Source organism: Mycobacterium sp. (assembly GCF_049280035.1).
GTDB lineage: Bacteria > Actinomycetota > Actinomycetes > Mycobacteriales > Mycobacteriaceae > Mycobacterium.
In genome coordinates, this window is sequence record NZ_JBAPPI010000152.1 from 1 (window position 1) to 2,857 (window position 2,857).

The window sequence follows — 2,857 nt, forward strand, 5'->3', positions numbered from 1 at the left end:
ACCGGCGGCGGGAACGCCGGGGTGACGGGCATCCGGGGGGGCAGCGGAGAACCTTGGGGCGCAGCGGCGATCACCGACGCCACGATGGTGCCGTGCGCGTCACAGTCCATCAAGCCGTCGCCGCCCATGATGTAGTCGCCACCGGGCACCACGGGTAGCCGAGGGCTGGGGTTGACGCCGGTGTCGATGACCGCGACCGGCACCCCGTTACCTGTCGAGTACTGCCAGGCCTTGGCGATGTTGAGCATCGCGAAGCCCGGTGCCATGACGGCCACATTCGGATCGGCGACGGTGATGGTTCGTGCGCAGATGTTGCTTTGCCGCATCGGCTGATCCGGGCCGGGCTTGCCATCTGCAGGCACCCGGCCGGGGTCGACTGTCGGCCGCGGAATTGCCTGAGCCGCAGGAAGACCGGTCGATAGACCGACCAGCAGGCCGACCAGCGTTAGCGCGAAGATCCGCCGCGGCGAAAAGGCACCGATCATCGCATCCGCACCCAGTTGAACAATCCGCCGATCCCCGCGGCCAGCGGAAGAGCCGCGATGATCGCGAAGATTTCTAGCCATTCGGCGATCATCCGCACCAACGGGGTGAACCTGGTGATAGGCACCAACAGCGCCGCCGCCAGCCCGGCGGCACCGAATCCACCCAAAACCAGGGCAGCCCACGCCACCGGCTCGGCCGATGCCGCGGGCTCATGCAGGACGTATTTGATGACGCCGGCGCATGTTGCGGCCGCGGCCCCGCACACCAGCGCAATAGCTTGCCGTTTGTCGGCGAATGCCCGTCCGCGGCTGATGAAGATGAGGACGAACAGCCCCGCCAGCACCGCGGCCGCCCCACTCCGGTTGCGGCCCGGCATCAGCGTGGCCCACACCGCGGCGGGCAGCGTCAGGCCGGCCGCGACACAGATTCCGGTCAGCACATTGTTCGCGGTAACCGCGGCGGCCGCGATCTGCGTCCCACGCGGCGTGGTGTCTGGGCTCAGCTCTTCCTCGGCGGCCTCGTCCACCGGCGAGACCGCGTCGACCGGCAATCCGGCGCTGCGACGAAACAGGTCGCGGCCGGTGACCGACCCGAAGTACGGCGGCCGTATCCGAGCGGACCACAGCGCGATCGTGGGCGCCAGGGTCAGCAAGAACAGCAGCACGACCAGGGTGCACATGCCCAGCCACTGGGCGGGAACCGGCCGCCACATCCGGGCCGCGGCGACCAGTCCGCCCAGCGCGCACAGCGTCACGATCGTCGCCGCCACATTGACGTGGCGCCGCGTCATCACCGCTATCCCGCACGTGAGCACGCCAGCCGCGAGAGCGACGATAAACATATGCGCGGCCCCCAGTTTGCCGGGCGCCCCCGCACCCAGACTCACCGCCAGCAGCGGCACGGAAAGCCAGGCGAATCCGCCGAGGATGTCAGCACGAGCCGGCCACCAGCGCGCCACCACGCCCGCACCACCGACGGCAAGCAGGCCCAGGACACCTGTCACGATGCTGGGCATTAGCGAGTCGCTGGCGGTACGGTCACGCACGGCCAGCCCAAGCACCGCCGCGGAGATCATGGCCAGGATGGCCAGCGCGGTGTGCGCCGCAGTGTCGGCTGTGACGGGCTCGAAGAGTTGTTGGCCGATCCGGGCCAAGCCGGTGGACAACGACTCGTATTGCGGTTCGAACGAGTCGCCCTGGACCGCGGGAACCAGCACCAGTGTGGCGCCGTCTTCGACGCCCAACTCATCGAGAGTCTTAGTGACGTCCAGCCGCACTCCGTTGGACTTGTGCAATTCGTAGCCGACTCCGGATTCCAGCCCGGTCAAACCCCGCCGTTTGAGCTCGTCGTTGAGCAGCTCGACGATGTTGTCGACGAACACCTCCACCGGCACCGATGCCGGGTACACCTGCGAGACAAGGTGTTCGCCACATACCACCGCAACTGCGCAACGCGCGGGAAATGCGACTTTCGCCATTACCGTGGCCTGTCGGCGTCCGGAACATATTTGTCCGCTAACGCCGCGGTGATCTCAAATAGCCGGAGCCGTGTTTTCTTCTGCAATTCGTGTTGGGTATCGATGATCCCGCCCTTGGCTAAATGCGGGTCGTAAGGCATAAATTCAACTGTCGCACCCGATTGGCCGAAACGTTCGGTCAGATAAGCTCGCGCGTCGGGATCGAATTTGTTGCGGCTGTCGTTCAGAATGACCATGCTGCGCGACACCAATTCGTGATAGCCCATCGCCCGCAGCAAATCGATAGCCCGCGTCACCGGCAACGAAGTGTCGGCGGTAAGTCCCGATACGAATACCAATGTGTCGCAGGCGTCGAACACAGCCTTCATCACCGGGTGTTCAAGGTCGTCGGAGGTGTCCACCACAATGACGTTGTGGGTGCGACGGAGCCGCGACAGCACGCCGGTGAACATTGACGGCACCAGCGGCCGCGGTTGGTCAGACGCCCGGTTCCCGGCCAGCACATCTAGCCCTAAGTTGTTCTGGCCCAGGTGTTCCCGGATGTCCGCATAGCCCTGGACATCGGTGTCGTTCAAAACGGCGGCGTAGTCACCCGGTGGCGCCTCGTCGATCCGCCCGGCCAGCGTCCCGAATCCGGGCGCGGCGTCGATGGCGACGACGTTCTCTGGTCGGCACTCACGGAACACTGCGCCGAGACACGCCGTCATCGTGGTCTTGCCAACGCCACCCTTTCCAGAAACCACCCCGACGACATACTGCTTGCGGATGTGGCGGCGTATCCGCCCCTGCAATTCGCGGTAATGCCGCTCAGCCGGCGATTCGCCGAAGTTTATGGTGTGAAAGGATGCGCCATAAATGAACTTCCGCCAGCCTGATCCGGGCGGAATTTTGCGC

Annotated in this window: 2 protein-coding genes and 1 pseudogene; all 3 read right to left on the reverse strand. The window is 65.5% G+C overall.

Features of this window, described 5'->3' with window-relative positions; genetic code table 11:
• A pseudogene (locus WAN71_RS04940) lies at window positions 1–485 on the reverse strand (type VII secretion-associated serine protease); the annotation flags it as partial.
• Window positions 482–1,963 carry a type VII secretion integral membrane protein EccD gene (gene eccD / locus WAN71_RS04945; protein WP_422224260.1) on the reverse strand — a complete coding sequence of 494 codons (1,482 nt, stop codon included), beginning with the start codon at window positions 1,961–1,963 and terminating at the stop codon, window positions 482–484. The gene eccD and the pseudogene WAN71_RS04940, both read right to left, overlap by 4 nt.
• On the reverse strand, window positions 1,963–2,857 hold an 895-nt coding region (locus tag WAN71_RS04950; protein WP_422224261.1), incomplete at its 5' end, for a MinD/ParA family ATP-binding protein. The genes eccD and WAN71_RS04950, both read right to left, overlap by 1 nt.

What these genes read in the sequence shown, in the direction of transcription:
- eccD (WP_422224260.1), bottom strand. Translation starts at nt 1,963, where the DNA reads ATGGCGAAAGTCGCATTTCCCGCGCGTTGCGCAGTTGCGGTGGTATGT.